The sequence below is a fragment of the Buchnera aphidicola (Anoecia corni) genome, assembly GCF_964056675.1.
Lineage (GTDB): Bacteria > Pseudomonadota > Gammaproteobacteria > Enterobacterales > Enterobacteriaceae > Buchnera_E > Buchnera_E aphidicola_B.
The window spans coordinates 413,292-435,783 of sequence record NZ_OZ060371.1; the positions used below are offsets into that span (position 1 = coordinate 413,292).

16 protein-coding genes and 1 tRNA gene are annotated in these 22,492 nt (G+C 20.7%); 15 read left to right on the plus strand and 2 right to left on the minus strand.

Going from position 1 to position 22,492, the window contains the following annotated elements:
• The first annotated feature begins 19 nt into the window (after positions 1-19).
• The 5 genes from AB4W63_RS01745 to tusA all read left to right on the plus strand — a co-directional run bounded on the left by AB4W63_RS01745 (position 20) and on the right by tusA (position 5,661).
• A complete protein-coding gene (locus tag AB4W63_RS01745) occupies positions 20-847 on the plus strand; it encodes an HlyC/CorC family transporter (protein ID WP_367680877.1) in 828 nt (275 codons plus the stop codon).
• A gap of 209 nt (positions 848-1,056) precedes the next feature.
• Complete coding sequence (gene leuS, locus AB4W63_RS01750) at positions 1,057-3,645, plus strand: leucine--tRNA ligase (protein ID WP_367680878.1); 2,589 nt, start codon at positions 1,057-1,059, stop codon at positions 3,643-3,645.
• 57 nt (positions 3,646-3,702) lie between these two features.
• Positions 3,703-4,695 carry a DNA polymerase III subunit delta gene (holA, locus tag AB4W63_RS01755; RefSeq protein ID WP_367680879.1) on the plus strand — a complete coding sequence of 331 codons (993 nt, stop codon included), beginning with the start codon at positions 3,703-3,705 and terminating at the stop codon, positions 4,693-4,695.
• Between the two features lie 12 nt (positions 4,696-4,707).
• Complete coding sequence (gene nadD, locus AB4W63_RS01760; protein ID WP_367680880.1) at positions 4,708-5,349, plus strand: nicotinate (nicotinamide) nucleotide adenylyltransferase; 642 nt, start codon at positions 4,708-4,710, stop codon at positions 5,347-5,349.
• Between the two features lie 54 nt (positions 5,350-5,403).
• Positions 5,404-5,661: a sulfurtransferase TusA gene (gene tusA, locus AB4W63_RS01765; RefSeq protein WP_367680881.1), complete on the plus strand. Its 258-nt coding sequence runs from the start codon at positions 5,404-5,406 to the stop codon at positions 5,659-5,661.
• A gap of 132 nt (positions 5,662-5,793) precedes the next feature.
• On the opposite strand, the gene asd is transcribed toward tusA, so the two are convergent.
• Positions 5,794-6,921 (minus strand): aspartate-semialdehyde dehydrogenase, encoded by a 1,128-nt coding sequence (asd, locus tag AB4W63_RS01770; protein ID WP_367680882.1) that lies wholly within the window; start codon positions 6,919-6,921, stop codon positions 5,794-5,796.
• 479 nt (positions 6,922-7,400) lie between these two features.
• Between asd and AB4W63_RS01775 the strand changes: the two genes are divergently transcribed.
• The 9 genes from AB4W63_RS01775 to recD all read left to right on the plus strand — a co-directional run bounded on the left by AB4W63_RS01775 (position 7,401) and on the right by recD (position 20,662).
• Positions 7,401-7,994 carry a YhgN family NAAT transporter gene (locus tag AB4W63_RS01775; protein ID WP_367680883.1) on the plus strand — a complete coding sequence of 198 codons (594 nt, stop codon included), beginning with the start codon at positions 7,401-7,403 and terminating at the stop codon, positions 7,992-7,994.
• Positions 7,995-8,284: 290 nt separating this feature from the next.
• The gene (locus AB4W63_RS01780) at positions 8,285-9,457 is read left to right on the plus strand and encodes a phosphoglycerate kinase (protein WP_367680884.1); all 1,173 of its coding nucleotides are present in this window, start codon (positions 8,285-8,287) and stop codon (positions 9,455-9,457) included.
• Between the two features lie 51 nt (positions 9,458-9,508).
• Positions 9,509-10,591 carry a class II fructose-bisphosphate aldolase gene (fbaA, locus tag AB4W63_RS01785; RefSeq protein WP_367680885.1) on the plus strand — a complete coding sequence of 361 codons (1,083 nt, stop codon included), beginning with the start codon at positions 9,509-9,511 and terminating at the stop codon, positions 10,589-10,591.
• Positions 10,592-10,838: 247 nt separating this feature from the next.
• Positions 10,839-11,690: a small-conductance mechanosensitive channel MscS gene (gene mscS / locus AB4W63_RS01790; protein ID WP_367680886.1), complete on the plus strand. Its 852-nt coding sequence runs from the start codon at positions 10,839-10,841 to the stop codon at positions 11,688-11,690.
• Positions 11,691-11,873: 183 nt separating this feature from the next.
• The gene (locus AB4W63_RS01795; RefSeq protein WP_367680887.1) at positions 11,874-12,683 is read left to right on the plus strand and encodes an exodeoxyribonuclease V subunit gamma; all 810 of its coding nucleotides are present in this window, start codon (positions 11,874-11,876) and stop codon (positions 12,681-12,683) included.
• A 179-nt stretch (positions 12,684-12,862) separates the two neighbouring features.
• The gene (locus AB4W63_RS01800; protein WP_367680888.1) at positions 12,863-15,238 is read left to right on the plus strand and encodes a hypothetical protein; all 2,376 of its coding nucleotides are present in this window, start codon (positions 12,863-12,865) and stop codon (positions 15,236-15,238) included.
• A 42-nt stretch (positions 15,239-15,280) separates the two neighbouring features.
• Positions 15,281-18,805 (plus strand): exodeoxyribonuclease V subunit beta, encoded by a 3,525-nt coding sequence (gene recB / locus AB4W63_RS01805; RefSeq protein ID WP_367680889.1) that lies wholly within the window; start codon positions 15,281-15,283, stop codon positions 18,803-18,805.
• Positions 18,806-18,813: 8 nt separating this feature from the next.
• The gene (locus AB4W63_RS01810) at positions 18,814-19,026 is read left to right on the plus strand and encodes a hypothetical protein (RefSeq protein WP_367680890.1); all 213 of its coding nucleotides are present in this window, start codon (positions 18,814-18,816) and stop codon (positions 19,024-19,026) included.
• Between the two features lie 13 nt (positions 19,027-19,039).
• Positions 19,040-20,662: an exodeoxyribonuclease V subunit alpha gene (recD, locus tag AB4W63_RS01815; RefSeq protein WP_367681207.1), complete on the plus strand. Its 1,623-nt coding sequence runs from the start codon at positions 19,040-19,042 to the stop codon at positions 20,660-20,662.
• A 96-nt stretch (positions 20,663-20,758) separates the two neighbouring features.
• Here the strand turns inward: recD and AB4W63_RS01820 are convergent.
• Positions 20,759-20,835 (minus strand) — tRNA-Met (locus tag AB4W63_RS01820).
• Positions 20,836-21,908: 1,073 nt separating this feature from the next.
• Between AB4W63_RS01820 and nusB the strand changes: the two genes are divergently transcribed.
• Positions 21,909-22,334: a transcription antitermination factor NusB gene (gene nusB / locus AB4W63_RS01825; protein ID WP_367680891.1), complete on the plus strand. Its 426-nt coding sequence runs from the start codon at positions 21,909-21,911 to the stop codon at positions 22,332-22,334.
• The last annotated feature ends 158 nt before the right edge of the window (positions 22,335-22,492 follow it).

Sequence of the window (22,492 nt, forward strand, 5' to 3'; positions counted from 1 at the left end):
ATAATTTAAACATAAAATTATGAGCAATAATCAATCAAAAAAAAACTTTTTTTCCCTGTTATTTCATCGATTATTTAATGATGAACCAAAAAGTAGAAAAGAATTACTTTCTTTAATAAAAGAATCTGAACAAAATTCTTTAATAGATCAAACTACGTGTAAAATGATAGAAAGAGTTATAGACATTACTAAACGTCGTGTGAAAGAAATAATGATACCTAAACCAAATATTGTTACTTTAGAATTAACATTTACCCTTGAAGAATGTTTAAATATTATCATTAAATCAGCACATTCTAGATTTCCAGTTATTAGTTCAGATAAGAATTATGTAGAAGGATTTTTGATAGCGAAAGATTTATTATCTTTTATGCAAAACCCTAAAAAAAAATTTTTTGTTAAAAATGTACTACGCCCTGCTATTGTAGTACCTGAAAGTAAATATGTTGACGATATGCTTAAAGAATTTAAAGCTAAAAGATTTCATATAGCGATAGTAATAGATGAGTTTGGAGTAGTTTCTGGATTGGTAACTATTGAAGACATTTTAGAATTAATTGTTGGTGATATATACGATGAATTTGATACAAATGAAGAAGAGAATATTTTTAAAATTAATGAAAAAAAATTTATTGTAAAAGGATTTACTTCTATTAAAGAATTTAACGAAACATTTAATACTAATTTTAAAAGTGATAACGTAGATACTATAGGAGGATTTTTAACTAAAAAAATAGAAAGGCTACCTGTAGAAGGAGAAGTGATAACTATAAAAAATTTAAAATTTGAAATATCGATATTAAACAACAGGCATATTGTTCAAATGAAAGTATCAATTTTAAATTGATAAATTATATATGCTTAAATTAATATAAATATTTACTTCTATACATAAATATGACTATTTAATTGTATGTTAATAGCAATATTTTTAAATTATTAACGAGTAAAATATATTTTAGTTAAATTATATAAATTACAATTCGATATTAATATACATATATATTGTATAAATATTTATATTTTATATAAAATAAATTATTGTAAACAATAAAAATGAAAAAAGAATATATACCGCAAAAAATTGAATCAATAGTGCAAAAATATTGGAAAAAAAATAATACTTTTAAATCGGTCAAAAATGAAGAAAAAGAAAAATTTTATTGTCTTTCAATGTTGCCATATCCCTCTGGAAATTTACATATTGGACATGTAAGAAATTATACAATCAGTGACGTAATAGCTCGTTATCAAAGAATGTTAGGGAAAAATGTACTACATCCGATCGGATGGGATGCTTTTGGTTTACCAGCTGAAGAAGCAGCAATAAAAAATAATATAATTCCAGAATTATGGATAAAAAAAAATATAAAAAATATGAAAAAACAACTCCAATTAATTGGATTTAGTTATGATTGGAGTAGAGAAATTAATACATCTACTGTAGAATTTTACCGTTGGGAACAATGGTTTTTCTTAAAATTGTATAAAAAAAATCTAGTATATAAAAAAAAATCTTTAGTACATTGGTGTAACTTTCACGAAACAGTATTGGCTAATGAACAAGTACAAGATGGATTATGCTGGAGATGTAATCAAACAGTTACTGTAAAAAAAATTTATCAATGGTTTTTAAAAATTAGTGATTATTCTAACAGATTATTATCTGATTTAAAAAAATTGTCTGAATGGCCAAAAAAAGTATTAGATATGCAGAAAAATTGGATAGGAAAAGAAAAAGGAAAAGAAATAAAATTATCTATTTTTAATAGTGATAAAACTTTATTGATATTTATTACTAAATTAAGTAAATTACTCGATATAACATATATCGCTGTTTCTCCTTTTCATAATTTAACAAATGGTTTTTTGATATTTAGTATGAAAGATAATTTGTTAATTAATAAATATAAATCTATGCATTTTAACGAAAGAAGTAAAAGTTTAATAGGAATTAATACTAAAAAATATATTATTCATCCTATAACAGAACAAAAAATACCACTATGGATAGGTATGTATGTTGATAAAGATTATAGAACAGGAGTTGTAGCCGGATACCCAAAAAATAATAAAAAAGACTTTCAATTTTGTTTAAAAAATAAAATTCCTACTATCTCTTCTTTATCTCAAATAAATAAAAAAAATTTTTTTTTACATCAATTAAAAAACTTAGGAAAATCGTCTTGTGTTAATTTGTTAAAAAAAATTTATAAGTTTGACCATTCTAAATTAGAAACTGAAATATTTAATATTTTAAGTAAAAAAAACATTATAAAAAATAAAACATTTTTTAAACTAAAAGACTGGAGTATTTCTCGACAACGTTATTGGGGAACTCCTATTCCAATAGTTACAACTAAAGAAGGAAAAATATTACCTGTTTTAGAAAAAGAACTTCCAATAGTATTACCTGTAGTAAAAGATCTAAAAAACATTCATAATTCTATGAAATATAATAAGAAATGGTTTAATGTTATTATTAATGATAAAAAAGCTACTAGAGAAACCGATACATTTGATACTTTTATAGAATCTTCTTGGTACCATGTTAGATATACATCTCCTAATTTTAAATATGGAATGGTAGATAAACAAGAATCTAACTACTGGCTTCCTGTAGATCAATATATTGGTGGAATAGAACATGCTACTATGCATCTAATTTATTTAAGATTTTATCATAAATTATTATATGATTTTGGATTAGTCTCTTCATCTGAACCAGTAAAAAAACTTTTATGCCAAGGAATGGTATTAGGTGATGCCTTTTATTTTCTTGATAATAAAAAACAAAAACACTGGATATCTCCTTCTTTAATTCATTGTGTAAAGGACAAAAAAGGAAAAATTATTCAAGCTAGTATTGCTAGTAATAATCAACCAGTGATTCATGCGGGTATGATAAAAATGTCTAAATCAAAAAATAATGGAATAGAACCTAGCCAATTAGTATTAAAATATGGAGCCGATTCTGTACGTCTATTTATTATGTTTGCTGCGCCAGCAACTATGGCATTAGAATGGAATGAAAATAATTTAATAGGTACACATAGATTTATAAAAAGAATCTGGAACTTATATTATAATTTTATACAAAATAAAGAAGACTTAGAAATTCCTAATCCATTATTATTTAATAATAAGCAAAAAGTGCTATATAGTAATTTACACCAAACTATAAAAAAAGTATCTGATGATATTGAAATACGACAAACGTTTAATACAGCTATATCTTCTATTATGTCTTTAGTAAATTGTGTTTCAAAATTCAAAATATTAGAAAAACAAGATAAAGCAGTTTACAGAGAATGTTTGTTAACTATATTAAAATTACTTTATCCATTCATACCTCATGTATGTTTCTATATATGGAAAATAATAACTAAAAAAAATTCTTTAGATAAAGAACATTGGCCTATTTTTAAAAAAAAATTTATTATTTCTAATACCAATATTGTTATTCAAATAAATGGAAAAAAAAAATATTTAATTCAAGTTAAAAAAAATTTAACAAAAAATAAAATTTTAGAACATATAAACACATGTATTACAATTAAAAACTATTTAAAATCAATTAAAATAAAAAATATTATACATATTCCTAATAAAGTCCTCAATTTTGTTATTGAAACAATTAAATAAATATATTATAGTTAAAAATTAATAATCAACATTAAATTTTTATATAGAAAATTATAAATGTTAAAAATTACTCCAGAAAAAGTTTCTTTATATTTAAAAAAACATAATTATGCATGCTACATATTATATGGAATAGAAATTTTTTATTTAGAAGAAACTAAAAAAAAAATATTAGATAAAGCAAAAAAAAAAGGTTTTTTTTTACTAAAAAGATTTTACTTAAAAAAAGAAAAAGACATATTAAATTTTTTAAAAATAAAAATTCAAAATAATTTGTTTTTTTCAAAAAAAATAATTATTTTATATATACAATATAGTATACACAAAACTGCTTTTAATAATTTATTAAACAAAATATTCAATAGATTAGATAAAAATTTATTAATAATAATCTATTATTTTCAATCTAAATTTTGTTATTTAAATAATCTTCAAAATTTTTCATGTTTATTTGTAGAATGTACTATTCCCAATAATAATCAACTATTAATTTGGCTAAAAAAAAAAGTATTAGAAATAGATTTAAAAATAGATCCTATTGTTTTAAAAATGTTTTGTCAATGTTACGAAAAAAACATTTTAGGATTGTCAAATGCAATAACAATGCTGTTTTTAATTTTTAAAAAAAAAAAAATAACTTATGAGAAAGTCTTAAAAGTAATTTCAGATTCTTCAAATTTTTTAATATATGATTGGTTATTCTCTTTATTTAATCAAGAATTAGATAAAGCTCTTCGAATATTAAATCATTTAGTGCTAAAAAAAAATCAAATTTTGTTATTGATTAAATTATTACAAAAAGATATATTTCAACTAATTTTTTTTAAAAAAACTTCTACTTTTTATCAGCAAAAAAAAAATTCATTTTTTTTTGAAAAATTAAAACATAATTTTTTAAAAAAAAAATCAACATTTTTTTCTTTAGAAAAATTAAATACAATATTACAATATTTAATTAATATAGAAATAATTTATAAAAAATCTTATGAATGCGTTATTATAGATAAATTAAAAAAAATAACAATATTACTTTGTTACAAAAAGAAATAATGAAAAATAACTATGAAAAGAATAATAAGTATTCTAGGAGGAACGTTTAACCCAATACATAATGGGCATTTGTTATCTGCAAACCGCTTATTACAAGAAATGCATTTGAAAAATATATTTTTGTTACCAAATAATATTCCACCTCATAAACTTATACGGAATATAAAAAATAAACATAGATTAATAATGATAAAATTAGCTATATCCAACTTTACTAATTTGGGAATAAATTTACTTGAAATAAAAGACAAAAAAATATCGTATACTTTTGATACATTAGTTAAAATAAGGAGAAAAATTGGAAAATCTATATCTTTGATTTTTATAATTGGCGAAGATAATCTATATGAAATTTATAAATGGGAAAATTGGGAAAAATTTTTAAATCTTTGCCATATTGTTGTTATTCCAAGAAAAGTAAAATTAGTAAAAAAAGTTCAGGATTCTATTTTATCCTGGGTTAACACTTATAAAATAGATGATTTTTCTATTTTCAGTTATTGCAGTTCAGGTTATATTTTTTTTTCTAATATAAAACAAGAAAATATTTCGTCTTCAAAGATACGAAATTGTATAAAAAAAAAAAAAATATATAAACAGTTTGTACCTATTAAAGTATATCAGTATATAAAGAAAAACAAGCTATATCTTTAATTATAAAAAACATGTTTAATACAAAACATATAAAATTAATAACGAGTTAATAACATGAAAGGAATTTTTGAAAAAAAAAGAAATATATTAGATCTACGGGGATTATGCTGTCCAGACATAGTTTTTTTACTAAGAAAAACTATGAGAACTATTAGAAATGGAGATATAGTTTTAGTTATTTCTGACGATATTTCTATAAAACAAGATATACAGTATTTTTGTAACTTTATGGGGCATAATATTCTAGAATATCATGATAAATATGTACCTTTTCGTTATTTGTTAAAACGAGGGAATACCTCGATAACATAGTATCGTATTTTATGGTATTTCAATAAATACTATGCTAATCTTTAAATTAATTTAAATAGAATTAATACACTGTTAAAAAAATCTTTTTATGTTTAATTAGTTAAAACGTATATATATTTGTTATATTTTATGTTATTTAATAAGAATACATAGTATTCTTCTTAAAGGTTCAGCTGCTCCCCATAATAGTTGATCTCCTACAGTAAAAGCAGATAAATATTTCTTTCCTATATTTAATTTTCTAATTCTTCCAATTGGAGTAAGTAGAGTTCCACTAACATATGCTGGATTTAAATACTTTAAACTCAATTCTGCAGTATTTGGAATAATTGACACCCATTTATTATGATTTTTTAGTATTGTTTCAATTTCTATTATTGAAATATCTTGTTTTAATTTTATTACGAAAGATTGACTATGACATCTCAAAGTTGCAATTCTTACACAGTTTCCGTCAATTAAAATCTTTTTATCCGAAGAAACAATTTTATTAGTTTCTGCTTGTATTTTCCATTCTTCTCGAGTTTGTCCTTTATTATAAAAATTATCAATCCAAGGAATTAAGTTTCCTAATAGTGGAATTTTAAAATGAGTTCTTGGAAATTTTTTTGACTTGTATAGGTTAGTAATTTTTTTTTCAATATTTAGTATAGATACAACCTTATTTTCTAAATCACTATTTATGTTTTTAGAAATAAAATTCATTTGATTCAATAATTCTAACATATGTTTGGCACCTGCTCCTGAAGCAGCTTGATATGTTGATACAGAAATCCATTCGATTAAATTAGCACAAAATAAACCTCCTAATGCCATTAACATTAAACTAACAGTACAATTTGCTCCTACAAATGTTTTTATTCCAGAATCTATAGATTTATTTATTTCTTCTAAATTTATAGGATCTAAAACAATACAAGATTCTTTCATCATTCTTAACTCAGATGCTGCGTCTATCCAATAACCTTTCCAACCTATTGACCTAAGCTTATAATAAACAAGATTAGTATACTCAGTACCATAACATGATACAATAATATCTAAATTATATAAAAGATCTATATCATAAGCATTTTGCAACAATTTTGTATAATTACAATCTTCAATAATAGGTGATATTTCTCCAATTTGTGACGTTGTAAAAAAAACAGCATTAATGTTTTTAAAATCTTTTTTTTCTATCATCCTTTCTATTAGTACTGATCCTACCATTCCTCTCCATCCAACGAATCCAACTGTTTTTTTTCTTTTTTTATTCATAGTAATGAACTCTCAATGATTAAATTTTAGTAATATATTTACTATCGATTTATTTTAAAAAAAAATATATAAAATTTTATTTCATTAAATATTTAATAATCAATATTTATTATCAATAAATAAACTTATATACTAATACTAAACTTATTGGTATGAAATTATTTATTTTTAATAATTGAATATGATTAACAATTATTATTATTAAATTAATTTAATACAAAAGTTTTAAATCTATGTAACAAAAAAATATAAATATTTAAACTTATAATACAATTTATTTAAAATGCTCAATTAAAACATATACATGAAAAATAGTTATGTATAACTATTTTACATTTTTTATTTTCTGTATTTAATGCAAATAATAATAGTAAAATTATATATTACATATAAATAATATTATTGATATAACAATAAATTCATTTAAATAAATACAACAATCCAAATATTTTATATCAACATCATTCCAGGAGTATTCTATGTATAATATATTATCTCAAATTATATTACTTTTATTAATTATGGATCCATTAGGAAATTTACCAGTTTTTGTGTCTATTTTAAAAAAAATACATCCAAAAAGAAGAACTATTGTCCTAATTCGAGAAATGATTATAGCTTTATTTATTATGTTTTTATTTTTACTTTTTGGAAAAAATTTATTAAGTATTTTTCATGTTACAACAGAATCAGTTTCAATATCCGGTGGAATAATTTTATTTTTAATTGCTCTAAGAATGATTTTTCCAAATCCTGAAACATTATTAAATTCTGAAAAAGATGACGAGGAACCATTTTTAGTACCATTAGCTGTTCCATTAGTTTCTGGACCTTCCTTATTAGCTACGCTTATGTTATTATCGCATAAATATCCTCAATTTTTAACTTCATTATCTATATCTTTATTTATAGCATGGATAATAACAACAGGAGTTTTATTATTATCCGGATTTTTTTTAACAATTTTTGGAAAAAAAGGAATAGATACACTAGAAAAACTAATGGGGTTAATTTTAATTATGCTATCTGTTCAAATGTTCTTAGACGGTATTCATGCATGGTTATTTAATTAATTTTTTCAAAAAAAGTCTTATTCTGTTATTCAAGCTAATAATTTTTTATTAAAAAAAATAAATATATGTTATATATTTATTTTGTTTTTATTTTTTTAAACTTTAAATTAAATTAAAAAAAATTAACATACAATAAATAAAATTTAGAAAAATTGAAGTTATATATGTGTAAACATTAAATAGATCAAAAAATAATAATAATTATATTAGTTTTTTAAAACTATATTGTTTAATTCTAAATTCATAAAAATTATTTAATTCAATGTTATTCATAGTACTAAGGAATATGTATGGAATATATAGATATTAAAACTCTAAATTTAAACAATAAACGTGTTCTTATTAGATCTGATTTAAATGTTCCAATGAAAGATAATAAAATTATATCTACAGCAAGAATTAAAGCTTCTATGTCTACAATATTGCATTGTTTAAAAAACAATGCTAAAGTTTTAGTTATGTCTCATTTAGGAAGACCTAAAGAAGGAGAATATAACAAAAAACTATCGCTATTTCCTATTTTTCAATATTTTAAAAAAAAAATTACTTTTACTAAAGTTCATTTTATTAAAAATTATTTAAATAGCAATATACAACTTACTAATGGAGAACTATATATTTTAGAAAATGTTAGATTTAACATCGGAGAAAATAAAAACGATATAAATTTATCAAAAAAATATTCTAAATTATGTGATATATTTGTTATGGATGCATTTGGTTCAATTCATAGAACTCAATCTTCTACTGTAGGAGTAGCACAATATGCAGCTATATCTTGTGCAGGAATTCTTTTAAAATATGAAATTACATCACTAGAAAAAATATTAAAAAAACCAAAAAGACCAATGATTTCTATTATCGGTGGATCAAAAGTATCTACTAAATTTAATATGTTGCATCATTTACTGCATATTTCAGATATAGTTATAGTTGGAGGAGGAATAGCAAATACATTTTTAGCTATTAATAATCATATTGGAAAATCTTTACATGAAAAAGAATTTATAAAAGAAGCGAGTATGCTATATAAAAAATTTAATATTGTTATTCCAGTAGATTCTAGGGTCAGTAAAGAATTTAATGAACATGCATTACCTACTATAAAACTCGTTTCTAATATACAAAAAAATGAAGAAATTATGGATATAGGCCCTAAATCAGAAAATATTATTCAAAATATAATAAAATCTGCAAAAACTATTTTATGGAATGGTCCAGTGGGAGTTTTTGAATTTAAAAATTTTTCATATGGAACAAAAACATTAGCACATTCAATAGCTAACAGTAATGCTTTTTCTATTGCAGGAGGAGGTGATACTATAAGTGCTATAGACATATTTAAAATAAGAAATAAAATCTCATATATATCAACTGGAGGAGGTTCATTTTTGAAATATCTAGAAGGGAAATTACTTCCAGGTATAAAATTTTTACATAAAAAAGATGTAATTTCTAATTGATAATATGTTATTATTAACTTGACATTCAATATGTACTATATAGGAAAATTAATGTCTAAAATTTTACAAGTTATACAACCAGGTGTTATCTTTGGACAAGATATACAAAAATTATTTTATTTAGCAAAAAAATATAATTTTGCAATACCAGCGATAAATTGTATAAATACAGATATTATAAACGCTGTTTTAGAAAGCGCATCACTATATAGATCTCCAGTAATAATACAATTTTCTTATGGAGGATCTTCTTTTTTATCTGGAAAAGGAATACCAAATACATTAGATATACATGAAAAATCAGTTATAGGATCTATAGCAGGAGCTAATTATGTACATTTAATGGCTAAATATTATAATGTACCAGTAATCTTACATACTGATCATTGTCATAAAAAGAACTTATCTTGGATTGATCAACTATTAGTTAAAAATAAAGAATATTTTAAAAGAAAAAATCATCCTTTATTTTCTTCTCATATGATTGATTTATCTGAAGAAACATTAGAAAAAAATATTGATACTTGCAAAAAATATTTAGAAGATATGTCTAGTATGAACATATATTTAGAAATAGAGCTAGGTTGCACAGGAGGAGAAGAAGATGGAGTCGATAATACAAATATAGATAACAAATTACTTTATACTAGTCCTCAAGATATAAAACATGCATATGAGGAATTAAAAAAGATTAGTTCTAAATTTACTATAGCAGCATCTTTTGGAAATGTGCATGGAGTATACCAACAAGGTAACGTGAAGTTAAAACCATCTATATTAAAAAATGCTCAAATTCTAATTAGATCCAATAATTGTTCACAAGAAAATCCTGTCAATTTTGTATTTCATGGAGGTTCCGGATCTTCTTTACAAGATATAACACAGTCTATATCATACGGAGTGATTAAAATGAATATAGACACTGATATCCAATGGAAATACTGGAAAGGAACTTTAGACTACTATAAAAGTAATAAAGAATATCTAAAAAGTCAACTTGGAAATTCTACTCAAAAAAACAAACCAAATAAAAAATACTATGATCCAAGATCTTGGATTCGAAATAGTCAATTATATATTCGTGCTAAATTAAAGAAAATATTTCAAGATTTGAATTCTTTTAACACACTATAACTAACTTTTAATAAAAAATTAGCATTAACAATTTGTAAATTTGTAATTAAATTTTATGAAACATTAGTAATATTTATTTTTAATTATTTAAATTGTTCTAGCTAAAAAAATTTATTTTTAAATATAAAGTATTAATTAAATCCAAATAAATTAACATTTATAACTTTTCTGATTATAAAAAATCACTAAAGTTAAATTTCAAATAATTTCACATTAAACAATTAATTTTTAGAGAAAAGAGATAATAATGGAAGGTCTACAAATAGCTAATGATATAAATCTCGCAAGTAGTTGGTTAGCGAAAAATGAAGAACTGTTTTGCAGTTATACTTTACACATTACATCATCTATTATTATAATGATAATTGGAATATGTATAGCTAAAGGTATTTCAGAAGGAATAAATGGAATTTTAACGCACAGATGTATTGATGAAACTGTTGCGGGTTTTCTTTCTACTTTATTACAATATGTCATTATTGCCGTATCTTTTGTAGCTTCTATAAGTTGTATAGGAGTTCAAATAACCTCTATTATAGCAGTTTTAGGGGCTGCTGGAGTAGCAGTAGGTTTAGCGTTACAGGGATCTTTATCTAACTTTGCTGCAGGAACGTTATTAGTTACTCTTAGACCACTAAGAACAGGAGAGTATGTAAATTTATGCAATATAAATGGAACAGTTTTAAATGTACATATATTTTATACTATGTTGCGTACACTAGATGGGAAAATAGTAATTGTTCCAAACAGTAAAATATTAGATAATAACATTATAAATTATTCTAGAGAGCCAGCTAGAAGAAATGAATTTATGATCAGGGTAGCGTATAATACTGACGTTGATTTTGTTATTGAAGTTTTGAAACAAGTTACTTTAAACGAACCAAGGGTATTACAAGATCGTGGAGTAGTTGTAGGATTAAGTGAATTAAGTCCTTCTTCTATGAATTTTATAATACGTTGTTGGAGTTATACAGATGATTTAAATTCAGTATACTGGGATTTAATGATAAAATTTAAAAAGGCACTAGATAAAAATAACATAGATTCTCCTTATCCTCAATTAGATGTTCACATTCATAAAAAAACAAAACTATAGCAAAATATTTTAAACTATTTAAACAGTTATCAACTGTAAAAAAAATCTATATCTTTTTACAATATAAATACAAGTTTATTTTTTAAAAAAAAATATATATTTATATTGTATTTATGTTGTAAATATAAAATTTTAATTTAAAATAAATTAACTATATATTTTGTATTAAAAATAAAATAATTCATGCTATTTTTATATAAAACTAATGATCTCAATATAGTAGTAAATACTATATGTACTCATATTAAAAAAAATCCATTAGATAATCCTTTAACATCAGAAATTATATTAGTTAATAGTGAAGAGATTAAGCAATGGTTGAATTATTCACTTTCCTTAAAATTAGGAATAACAGCTAACATAAAAATATTACATATAAATTCTTACATTAGAAAATTATATAAATGTATAATTCCAAAAAAAAAACAGTTGATAGAAATAAAAAAAGATACTATCTTATGGTATTTGTTACTACTTTCTAAAAAAAAAAATATTGCAATTTTTTTGAAAAAATTCAAAAATTCTTTTGAAAAATACTTATTTTTGTCACATATTGCTGATTTGTTTAAAAAATACATTAAAAATAGACCGGATTGGATTAACGAATGGGATAAGAAAAAACACTTTTTTAAATTAAAAAATCAAATATTACAAGAAAAAATATGGATGTTCCTAATTCAACATATAAAAGATACTAACGATAAATTATGTTTTTATCCTAAGTTATTAAGACACTATATTAGGTACATAAATAAGAAAAAAATACATATACTTAACTTTCCAAATCGTGTTTTTTTAATTGGAACAGTACAATCGTCAATTTATGATTTATTATCTGTTATTAAAAACAAAAAATTTATAGATGTGTATCTATTTTTTTTTACTGTTAGCAACAATCAGTATACTACTCACTACCAAAAAAAAAAAAAAAAAATATATCTAACAAAATTTCTAATTTCATTAAAAACTGTTATTTTTTTAATAAAAAAATAAAAAATACCAACAAAAATTTACGTTTTAATAATCATTTACTAAATTTATGGGGTCAGTTAGAATTTAATTCTATTTTTTTTTTAAAAGAAATATCCAACCAATATATAAATTTATATAATACATTTTCCATTAATAATAAAAATACAACTATATTAAATTTAATTAAATCTAATATTGTATTGGATCGTGAAAAAAACGTTATTAAAAAATATCAAAAAAAAAACTACAACAAAAGAAATGTAAAAAAAAACATATATATAGATAATTCTATAGAAATACATATTTGTTCTTCTATTCAAATTGAAGTACAAGTACTTCATACTAATCTTTTACATATTTTTAACAACAATTTAGATATATTTCCTCATGATATTATTATAAAAAGTACAAATATTAATATTTATCTTCCATTTATAAAAACAATATTTAATTCTCCAGAAAAAAAAAAATGTATTCCTTTCATTATAGTAAATAAAAAAATAAATACAGATAACTTAATTTTTAATAGTTTTTTCAAATTATTAAACTTATCTAAATGTAATTTTTTTCACAATGAAATATTTTTTTTGTTAAGATTACCATTTATATACAAAAAATTTCTATTAAACGAACAAGAAGTACAGTGGTTAGATGATTGGACAAAACAATCTAATATCAAATGGGGTATAGATCAAGAACATTTAAAGAAAATAAATTTACCAATTGATATACATAATACATGGGAAAAAGGAATAAATAGGATGATTATTTCTTATTCTATAAATAAAAAAGAACAAATACTATGGAATAACATATTTTCTTCTCATGATTTTAATTTAGATGCATCTAATACATTAAATAAATTTTTAATATTTATTTCTTTCTTAAAAAAATGGAAAAAAAAATTGTCTACTTCAAAAAAAATAAAAAATTGGAAATTAATTGGAGAAAATATAATACATGACTTTTACATAAACAATGAAAAAACAAACAAATATCTTAAATTAATTCTAGATGCCTGGAAAAAGACAATTAATACTGCTTCAATAATAAAAAATTATCGAATAAATATTCAATTGTTAATAGAAGAAATATTAAAAAATATAAATAGTTTTATAAAAAAAAATAAAATATTTACTGGATCTGTTATTGTTTCTGATTTTTATTCTTTTGAATATATTCCATATAAAGTAACTTATTTATTAGGATGTGATGAAGAAAGCTATCCAAAAATAAAAGATTATGATTATTTTGATTTAACAAGTTATTACAACACTGCTATGCATACTGATACTTATGAATTAAAAAAATATTGTTTTTTAGTTACTTTAATAAATACACAAAACTTTTTTTTTATTAGTTATTTTAAATCTCAGTGTGCATATAAAAATAAAACATCTAAATCACCTTTTATAAAAGAATTAGAAAAATATATTCAAAAAATTATAAAAATTAATTTTAATTACTTTAATTATATAAATATAAAAAAAGAAGACTTTACTATAAAACACTATCATTACTCGATTATTTGTGATAAAAATAAATTAAAAAAATGTTCTAAACATACAAAAATTAGTCAAAAACGGCTAAAAAAATCTGAAATTTATTCAGATTCTAATTTTAATAACAAAAAAAAAATTTATTCTAGATCTGTATTTAATAACAATATTATTTTAATAGAAAATTTTATATTTTTTTGGAAAAATCCAATTTTTTATTTTTTTAAATATTATTTACACATTTCTATATCAAAAATTAATGTAAACGTTTCAGAATTCGAACCTTTTTCTATAGATTACTTAAATCGATATAAATTAAATGACGAAATATTTAATTTTAAATTAAAAAATAAAAAACTAGATACTATTTTTAATAGATTTCTATTTTCTGGACAATTGCCATATAAATATTTTGGAGAAAATTGTTTTTCGAAACAAAAGGAAGAAATAAAAAATGTAATAAATAAAATTTCGTTTTTAACACCGAATTCATTTAAAAAAAATATTTTTAATTTAAAAATCGATAATATTTTTTTAAAAGGAAAAATAAAAGTTCTTAAAGAAAAAAAAAATCATCATTTTGGAATTCTTTGTTTTAAACCTTCTATTTTAAAATTAAAAGATGGTATGTCATTTTGGATACAACATTTAATTTATTGTGCTTTAGGAGGAAAAAAACCTAGTATATTAATAGGATCTAAAAATAGTGAGTGGCATCTTCACTCTTTAAATAAAACAAAATCAATTTATTATCTAAAAAAATATGTATGTGGATTTGTTATAGGATCAAAAAATCCTATTTTACTTACTTCTTCTGGAATGCATTGGTTAAATACAATGTTTGATAAGAAATTAAATAAAATTTCTAGTAATAAACATATCATTGAAGCAAGCAAAGAAAAGTTTATGCAAATATGGAATGGAAATCAATTTCAACAAGGAGAAAAAGATGACGTTTTTGTACATAAATTAATACCTAGTTTAAATGAAAAAATTATTGAAAAAATTTTTAAAAATACAAAAAAATGGTTTCTTCCTATTTTAAAATATTCTTATAAAAAAGTTAACATTCGTTAAATAAATACTTTTTTTAAGAAAAAATCATATATATTATTAATAATGAATAAAAATTTTAATATATTTAACATTTCCTTTCCAGGACAACATCTTATTGAAGCTTCAGCTGGAACTGGAAAAACTTCTACAATCGTATTTTTATATTTACGATTATTATTAGGTATAAAAGATACAACATTGCAAACATTACAAATTAATATAGAAAATATATTAATTGTTACCTTTACAAATAATGCAAAAAAAGAATTAAAAAAAAGAATTCAAAAAACAATATTTGAACTAAAAACAGCGTTTAAAAAAAATTACACAACCCATCCTATCTTTATTTCTTTTATAAAGAAAATAAAAAACGTTAACAAAGCAATTCAAACATTAACTTTTGCTTTAAACAATTTAGATAAAATCGCTATTTACACCGTGCATAGTTATTACAAGTATATATTAAATACATATAAATTTTCCTGTGGAATCATTTTTAAAGACAAGTTCGTTACAGATGTTCATAACTTACAACTAAATGCTACTATTTCTTTTTGGCAATGTTATTGTTATAAACTTCCTAAAGATATATCAAAAATTATTTTTACATATTGGAAAGAACCTTTAGCATTATTCATGCATATAACTCCTTGGTTAAACGTTCATTTTGGGAAAATTATAAAACATGCAATATATAAAAAATCTTTAGTTGAAAGACATCAAATATTAATTAGTCATATAGTATTTTTTAAAAATTATTGGAAAAAAGAAAATAAAAATATATTAAAAATATATAAATCTTTAATTTTTAATAATATGAATAATAAACTTAAAAAATTATCAAAAATATTCAATTCAATAACTGAATGGTCTATTTCTACCACTAAAAACTACTATATACCAAAAGAATTACTTGATTTTAAATTAAAGACACATTTTTTATACATAGATAAACAAAATAACGTAGTAAATAATTTTCTTAAAACTATAGATAATTTTTTAAAAATAAAGTTTTCTTTAAAAGAGTTATTTGTGTTTTATGCTATAAAAAAAATAAAGATGTTTGTACAAAAAATAAAAAAGGAAAATTTTGAGTTAGAATTTAATGAGTTAGAAATTTTAATTAAAAATAAAATTTTAATAAATAAAAATATTACTATTGATTTACAAAAAAAATATCCTATAGCATTTATAGATGAATTTCAAGACATTAGTTATCAACAATATTTAATTTTTTCAAAAATATATACACAAAAAAATTATTCTTCTTTAATTTTAATTGGAGATCCTAAACAAGCTATTTATAGTTTTCAAGGTTCCAATATTTTTTCATATCTTAAAATAAGATCAAAAATTAAAAATATACATACATTGACAAGTAATTGGAGATCCTCTAAAAATATGATCAAAAGCATTAATATTATTTTTAGTAAAAACAATACTCCGTTTCTTTTTCAAGATATTTCTTTTTTAAAAAGTTCTGTTCCAAATAGAATTAATGTCAAAAAACACAAGATGTCTTTTAAAATACATAGTGTTACTCAATCAGCATTAAAAATATTTTTTGTTTCTAAAAAATTAATTTCATTAAAAAATTATAAAAAAAATAGTGCTGATAAATGTGCAGGTAATATAAATTATTGGATTCAAAAAGGAAAAGAAAAAAAAGCAAAATTATATTTTAATGGAAATTATCAATTTTTAAATATAAAACATATTACAATTATAGTAAGAAATAAATACGAATCTGATATAATTCAAAAATCATTGAATAAATTAAATATACAATCTGCATACTTTTCTGAGAAAAAAACGATTTTTTCTTCTGAAGAAGCAAAAAATTTATTTTATATCATGAGATCTATATTAGATTTAAATAATAAAAAATATTTAGATCAAGTAATCATGTCTAATGTTTTTTTTAAAAATTTTTTTGATGTTTATTGCTTAAAAAACGATAAAACTATGTTTTATAACTTCTTAAAAAAAATGTATTTATATAAAAAATATTGGAAAAATTTTGGAATTTCTTTTTTTATAAAAAAAGTTATTTTAAATGAAAACTCGAATTTTGAATCTATACTAAATCAAAAAAAAAAACATTCTATTTTAAACTACTTTCAATTAGCAGAAATATTAGAACAAAAAAGTTATTATTTTAAGTCTAAAAATTTATTGTTATCTTGGTTAGAAAAAAAAATTTTATGTCAAGAAAAAGAAGTTAAACTACAGTATATTAAAAGATCATATTCTCAAAATTGTATAAAAATCATTAGTATACATCAATCTAAAGGATTAGAATTTCCTATTGTATGGATTCCATTCGGAATTTCTTTTTTAAAAAATGATTTATGTATTTTTTATAATAAAAAAACAAATTATTTTAATTTAGATCTAGAAAAAACCATAAAAAATACAATCTTGTCTAAAAAAGAAATACTCTCTGAAGATTTAAGATTGTTATATGTTGCGTTAACTAGATCCATATTGCATTGTAGTATAAGTGTAGCTCCAGTTTATAAAAAAAAAAATAATACTCGATCGTTATATGAAACTGGATTAGGATACTTATTACGAAATAAATCCTATTTAAATTCTAATGATTTGTTTAAAAGTTTTAAACTAGTGCACCTTAAAAATGTAATAAATGTTACTAATTATATAAGATCTTTTTCTAAAATAAAAGATGAAAAACAGCAAAATATGTATTCATTAACAACAAATACATTCAACAGAAAAAAACTAAATACCTGGAATATTTTGAGTTATTCTAAATTAATTAAATATTTTTCAAACCAATCTGCAAATTTTAATGAATATTTTATAGAAAAAAGTAAAAATGTTAAAAAAAATCTAATAAAAAAAGAACTAAACCCTCATACTTTTCCAAAAGGAAAAAAAATTGGAAAATTTTTACATTTGCTTTTAAAAAAGCATAATTTTTTACATTTATTTAATAAAGTTTGGATCCAAAAACAAATGTTTAAAATTAGTTTAGAAGAAAAATGGGTTTCTCCTTTAACACATTGGATGAATAATATCATTAATACTTCTTTTCTATACCATGAACTTAAGTTATTTAAATTAAATCCGAATTCTTTAAAAAAAGAATTTGAATTTCATATTCCAATATTTAAAAAAATACGTAAATTAGATTTATTTAATATTTTAAATGATTCAAATTTTTCTGAAAAAAAAATATATAATCAATTGTCTAATAGAATTTATGGTTTGCTTCATGGATTTATTGATTTAATTGTAATGCATAAAAAAAAATTTTATATTTTAGAATATAAATCAGATTGGTTAGGATCCAATGATAGTTATTATTCTAGTGAAGCATTAGAATTAATTATAAAAAAAAATTATTATCACATACAGTATAAATTATATACTCTTGCTGTTCATAGATATTTAAAATTAAGGATTCCAAAATACAATTATGTAACACATTTTGGAGGTATTATTTATATTTTTTTAAGAGCAATAGATAACAGACAAAAAAGCAAAAATAATGGAATATTTCATGTAGTTCCGAATTTTTCTTTAATAAATAAGTTAGATCAACTTTTTTCCGGAGTTTTTTAAAAAAAATTATGAAAAAATTATTGTTATTGTTAGTAAAAAAAAACATTATTCGATTTTTTGATTTTCATTTTTCTATAACAATTGCTAAAGAAAATGAAAAAGAATTAATGTTTTTAGCTTCTTGTGTTAGTAATTTTACATGGAAAGGAAATATATGTCTTCCTTTTATTTTTTTAAAAAAAAAATATTTTTTTATAAAAAAAAAATCAATTTTTAAATAAAATTTGGAAAAAAATAAAGTTTGAAGAAAATCTTTGGATAAGAAAAATTAGTGCTACTAGTGCTGTAACAACTGATCCAAATAATTTAATAGCTCCTATCGTCATAGATAATCATTCGCTATACTTATTTTCTATGTGGAAATTAGAAAAAAAAATTATAGATTTTATACATCAAAAAGAAATATACAGTACTAAATACATTAAAAAATATATTGAAGTAATAAATTTATTATTTTTAAAACGCGATTCACAAGAAAAAAAAATAGCTCTTCTTATCGCTTTAATGAATAGAACTACTTTTATAGTAGGAAAACCTGGGACAGGTAAAACTACTATGATAGCGAAATTAATTAGCGCGTTTTCTATTGTTAAAAAAAAGAAAATTAGTGTTGGATTATCTTCTCCAACTGGAAAATCTACAATGAAATTAGCATATTCTGTTCAAAAAACACTTCTAGACTTAAAAAAAAATAAAAAAATTAATAATGCTCAAATAATGTTTGAATATAAAATTAAAACACTCCATTCTTTATTAGGAATTAAGAATAATTTTTCTCAACCTTATTATAATAAGAATCGTATATTAAAATTAGACTTATTAATTATTGATGAATCATCTATGATTGATATTGATATGTTCTGTAAAATAATAGATTCATTATCAAAAAAAACAATACTTCTATTTTTAGGAGATGTTCATCAATTACCTCCTATAAGATCTGGGGCAATATTTAAAGATATTTTTAAGTATTACAAAAATGGATACACAATTGATCTTATAAAAAACATAAAAAAATTAGGACATAGTACACTTTTAACATTAAGTAATTTAAAATTAAATTATATTAGTAATAAATTTGTTGTCTTAAGAAAAAGCTATCGTTTTAAAAAAAACTCAAGTATTGATTTGTTTTCTCAAGCTATATTACAAAATGACGTTAAAACTATTAATAAAATTTTAAATAATAATTCAAATAAAATTAACTTTTTTCAAATAAATGATAAAGAAAGTTATTTAGGTATGATAAAAAATATTATTAAATGTTACAAAAACTATTTTCAATCTATTAAAAATAATGAATCTCCTAAAAATATTTTAACTATTTTTCAATATCATCAAGCTTTATGTGCAACAAACATTAATAATTTTGGAACTAATATTTTAAATAAAAAAATAGAATATTACATACAAAAATATAACTTTTTATCTATAAAAAGTTTAAATTTATTTGAAAAAGAAGTTTGGTATGAAGGAAAACCAATAATAATTACAAAAAATTGTAATATTTTAGGTATTCATAATGGAGATATTGGAATAGTGTTATATGATGATAAAAAAAAATTAAAAGTATTTTTTTTACTTTCTAATTCTACATTGAAAAAAATTTCTTGCTATCTTATTACTAATTATAAGTTGGCTTGGTTTATATCAGTACATCGTTCTCAAGGTTCAGAGTACAATTCTATTAGTTTAATAATGCCTAATAAAATTAGCAGTAATTTTATTAGTAAAGAATTGATTTATACAGCTGTTACAAGATCAAAAAAAGAAATTTATATTTATGGGAAAAAAAGTGTTTTTTTTAAAATATTACGCTTGAAAAATACTAATTTTAGTAGAATATATAAAAATTAAAATTTTAACTAACAATTATTTTTTTTAAGAAACGAAAAAATTTTTGATATACAATTATGGGTTTTTATTTTTATCAATGAACATTGAATATGTTTTTGGTTGCGGGAGCTGGATTTGAACCAACGACCTTCGGGTTATGAGCCCGACGAGCTACCAGACTGCTCCACCCCGCGATTTTTTTAAACATTACTAAATAATAGTTTATATTATTTATGTCACAAAGTCTTATTATACATTACTAAACTGTATTTAGCAACATTTTTATATTTGTTAAAATTAAAAATAATTAAAAATAATTTTTTTTAATACATAAATTGTTCTGAATATATAGTTTATAATGTTTTATATGTACACCTACATATATAGAAGTAAAGAATTTATCATATAATTTTATATTGAATTTACTAATTTTACAAAAAATATTTTTTGTTAAATTTGAGCAACTAGTCTTTTAAAAAACAAATTTCTAATCTTACATTTTACTCATTATTTAAAAGAATTTAATAAATTAGACATATATATATTTTATGTTATCTTATTACAGTAGTTAATTTAGAAAAATCAGTACTTTATATTTATTTAAAAACAAATCTAATTATTTTAAATAAACGATTATTTAACTATTAAAAACATTTGCAAAAAAATATTAATAATTAACGTTATTTTAATTTACATTAAAAAATTAAAAGATATTACATATTAAATAAAAAACACTTACTTTGTTTTTAATGTATAAATAAAATTTATTGATACTAAACTTAAAAAGCATATGTTTTATCTATTCATTCTATGCATAAAATTTAATTGTTTAAAGAAAACACTATATTAAAAAATAAATAAAACTATATATTGATTCTTATATTTTATTGAATTAAAAAGTAAAAAACAATACTTTTGTTTAAAATATTGAAATTAAAAACAATTTATTTGCAAAATAAATATTTTTTATTTTGTTTAAAATAATTATATGTTAAATATGTTAATATATTTTTTGAATACCTTTAATTTAAATTATGAATGTTTCCTAATGTTTTATATTTAAAATTTAATTTACATTAAAAAATTAATTATTCTTAAAAAAAATATTAAATTACTAATTTAATAAAGCATCGATAATTAATATAAATGATGTTTATGCATTAATACACTGCTAGTATCATAATTTTAAATTTATTAAAATTATTTTTAATAAAAATTCTCAATCATTAAATAACTATTTATGTAAATAATACCTTACAGGATAAGTATGAAACCGTCAGAACGAAGAAAAGCTAGAGAATATGCTGTGCAATTACTTTATTCATGGCAATTATCTAATAACAACATTAAAGATAATATAGACTATTTTTTTTTAGAATATGATAATAAAAATGTTGATATAGAATATTTTTATGAACTAATACTTGGAGTTACTAACAATTACAAACATATTGATAAACTAATATCTCCATATCTTTCACGTGATTTAAAAAAATTAGGAGAAATAGAAAAAGCTATTCTTCGTATATCTTTTTATGAATTATTAAAAAGAAACGATATACCATATAGGGTTTCTATTAATGAAGGAATTGAATTAGCAAAATCTTTCGGAGCTGAAAAAAGTCATAAATTTATTAATGGAGTATTAGATAAAGCTGCTATTGCGCTAAGATATACTAAAAACAGTTTTTAAAACTAATTTTTAAAACAAGATTATTTTTTAATCAATATTTATTATTTTAATAATATGTACAAACATAATAGAATGATTTTCTATAATTTTAAAAATATGAAAACAAATATTGTTTAAAAAATCAGTATTTTATACTTATGTATTTAATATATTTAATA

What these genes read in the sequence shown, in the direction of transcription:
- AB4W63_RS01745 (WP_367680877.1), top strand. Translation starts at nt 20, where the DNA reads ATGAGCAATAATCAATCAAAAAAAAACTTTTTTTCCCTGTTATTTCAT.
- leuS (WP_367680878.1), top strand. Translation starts at nt 1,057, where the DNA reads ATGAAAAAAGAATATATACCGCAAAAAATTGAATCAATAGTGCAAAAA.
- holA (WP_367680879.1), top strand. Translation starts at nt 3,703, where the DNA reads ATGTTAAAAATTACTCCAGAAAAAGTTTCTTTATATTTAAAAAAACAT.
- nadD (WP_367680880.1), top strand. Translation starts at nt 4,708, where the DNA reads ATGAAAAGAATAATAAGTATTCTAGGAGGAACGTTTAACCCAATACAT.
- tusA (WP_367680881.1), top strand. Translation starts at nt 5,404, where the DNA reads ATGAAAGGAATTTTTGAAAAAAAAAGAAATATATTAGATCTACGGGGA.
- asd (WP_367680882.1), bottom strand. Translation starts at nt 6,921, where the DNA reads ATGAATAAAAAAAGAAAAAAAACAGTTGGATTCGTTGGATGGAGAGGA.
- AB4W63_RS01775 (WP_367680883.1), top strand. Translation starts at nt 7,401, where the DNA reads ATGTATAATATATTATCTCAAATTATATTACTTTTATTAATTATGGAT.
- AB4W63_RS01780 (WP_367680884.1), top strand. Translation starts at nt 8,285, where the DNA reads ATGGAATATATAGATATTAAAACTCTAAATTTAAACAATAAACGTGTT.
- fbaA (WP_367680885.1), top strand. Translation starts at nt 9,509, where the DNA reads ATGTCTAAAATTTTACAAGTTATACAACCAGGTGTTATCTTTGGACAA.
- mscS (WP_367680886.1), top strand. Translation starts at nt 10,839, where the DNA reads ATGGAAGGTCTACAAATAGCTAATGATATAAATCTCGCAAGTAGTTGG.
- AB4W63_RS01795 (WP_367680887.1), top strand. Translation starts at nt 11,874, where the DNA reads ATGCTATTTTTATATAAAACTAATGATCTCAATATAGTAGTAAATACT.
- recB (WP_367680889.1), top strand. Translation starts at nt 15,281, where the DNA reads ATGAATAAAAATTTTAATATATTTAACATTTCCTTTCCAGGACAACAT.
- AB4W63_RS01810 (WP_367680890.1), top strand. Translation starts at nt 18,814, where the DNA reads ATGAAAAAATTATTGTTATTGTTAGTAAAAAAAAACATTATTCGATTT.
- nusB (WP_367680891.1), top strand. Translation starts at nt 21,909, where the DNA reads ATGAAACCGTCAGAACGAAGAAAAGCTAGAGAATATGCTGTGCAATTA.